Annotated in this window: 1 protein-coding gene; it reads right to left on the reverse strand. The window is 67.9% G+C overall.

Annotation, left to right across the window (positions count from 1 at the left end; translation table 11 throughout):
• Positions 1-47 precede the first annotated feature (47 nt).
• Entirely contained in the window at positions 48-1811 is a 1764-nt protein-coding gene (locus ACFWAY_RS53595; protein ID WP_378516519.1) for a transposase, read from the reverse strand.
• Positions 1812-2134 lie beyond the last annotated feature (323 nt).

Raw genomic sequence — 2134 nt, forward strand, 5'->3', positions numbered from 1 at the left:
CTAACGCCGATTTTCACTCAGCGAATCGACCCGCATTTTGTGTCTGTTCACGCGAACTCGTAGCGCACGGTGCGGCCACCGAGCCAGGGGACGGAGATCTCGGGCAGGGTGGCTTGGCGGAGCACGGGTGAGTAGGTGCGCCGGTCGAGGCGAACCACGATCTGGTTGCCGTGGTTGAGGATGTGGCCGCCGGTGGACAGGAACCGGCGTTGCAGGGTGTCGGGGGTGGCGGCCTGGTAGCCGGGGATGCGGCGGCGCAGGGCGTCGCAGAGGGTGTGGGCCAGGACGGTGAGCACGACGTCGAGGTCGATGTTGAGGGGGACGGCTCCGGTGAGGGAGTCGAGGTGGAAGGAGCGGATCGCTTCGGCGAGGCGTTGTTCGATGTTCATTCTGCGGGAGTAGGTTTCGATGATCTGTTTGGCGGGCATCGAGTGCTGGTTGGTGATCAGGATGGTGGGTTCGTCGTGGCCCAGGCCGGCGACGGCGAGTTGACGCAGCGTGCCGGGGTAGGTCGATAGTTTCGCGGCGGGGTCTTCGATCATTCGGACGCGGTGGGTTTTGCCGCCGGCGCGGGCCACGGTCAGGTTCGTCCAGGCGCTGGTGGGTAGCGCGTGGAGGTGGGCGGTGAGTTTGGGGGTGCGGGCGCGCAGGGTGATGAAGCCGATGCCGCGCTGGGTGAGTTCGCCGAGCTGGGTTTGGGTGGTGACCTTGGAGTCCATGACGAGCAGGGCGGGGTGGGTGCCGGTGACGGTTTTCCAGTGCTCGGCGAAGTCGAGGACCTCGTTGTTCTGGGTGGCTTTGGCCAGGTCGGCGTTGGCGTAGAGCAGGGCGTGGGAGTCGGCGTCCTCGGCGAAGAACGTCAGCACGCTGCGGGTGCGTTGCGAGCGGGAGGGCACGTAGTGCTTTTCCAGCGCGGCGTCCTCGCCCCAGTGCATGACGGCGTGGAAGTCCAGGTTCAGCACCTCGCCGGTGGCCAGGCCCGCGGCGACGGAAGCCTTGTCCAGCGCGGTCAGGAACTTCTTCTGCTTGGCGTGTTGCAGGCGGTAGGAGTACGTGGTCAGCGCGGTCGTCTTGGGCAGGGCGGTGAGGCCGGCGAACAGCGCGGCGCCGGGGTCGGCGGCCAGGTCGTGCACGTGGGAGACCCGGCGGGTGCCGGTCAGCTTCACTGCCAGCAGGCCGAGCAGGTAGTTGATCGCGGGGATGTCGCGGGTGCCGGGGTAGCCGGCGGCGGTGACCAGTGCGGGCAGGTCCAGGGCGAGCAGGTCGGGCAGCGCGAGCAGCAGCCCGGCCATCCGGGTGGGTGCGTCGGCGGGCAGCTGCGCGTAGTCGTCGGGAGTCAGTGCACGGGCCCGGGGCAGGTTTTCGCGACGGGGGCCGCCGCGGGCGGCTTCCGGTCGGCGCCAGATCCGGGGTAGGCCGGCTTCGGCGATGACCTCACTGATCCCGGTGCGGTTCAACCCGATGCCCTCGGCGGCCAGCTCGGCGGCGATCTCGTCGATGGAGTATCCCTGCGCGCGCAGGGCGATGATCCGGGTGCGGGCGGCGTCCTTGCCGGGTGCGGTCTTGGGGCCGGGACGGGCGTCGACGAAGAAGTTCTTCGCTCCGGCGCGGAAGTCGGCCACGGCCGAGCGCAGCCCGGCGGTGGTGTAGCCGAACCTCTCGGCTACGGCCGCGGCGGGTTCACCGTCGAGGAGATAGGCCCGCAATGCCTCGTAGCGGGTCTGCGGGCCTGGCGCCGGGACGGCGAAGAACTCGCCACCCGCCCGGGCTGCTTGCGGGGTATTCGCTGACTGGTCGATAATGCTATTCAATCGTGTTCGGTCGCGGCGATCAACGACCTGCGGGCGCGTGTCGCCTGACTCGGCCGCTGATCACACCAGAATCCCTGAAATAACCCCAATGTAGTTCCAGTTGCCGCCGGTTGTCCTTCAGGGCCTTCGGCCGGGCCGAGGCAATACCAGTCGGGAATCGGCCTACCAGTCAGCGAGATGCCTTCACTATCTCGTGCCGTGATCCCATCGCCGCTCACCGAATCGCCTACTACACAAATCCACCCAATCCTCACGACGCCATGAGCACGGCCCCCCGCGTACCCAAGCTCAGGTAATCACCGCTCCGCGAAAATCGGCGCTAA

It is taken from the genome of Rhodococcus sp. NPDC059968, assembly GCF_042738615.1.
GTDB lineage: Bacteria > Actinomycetota > Actinomycetes > Mycobacteriales > Mycobacteriaceae > Rhodococcus_F.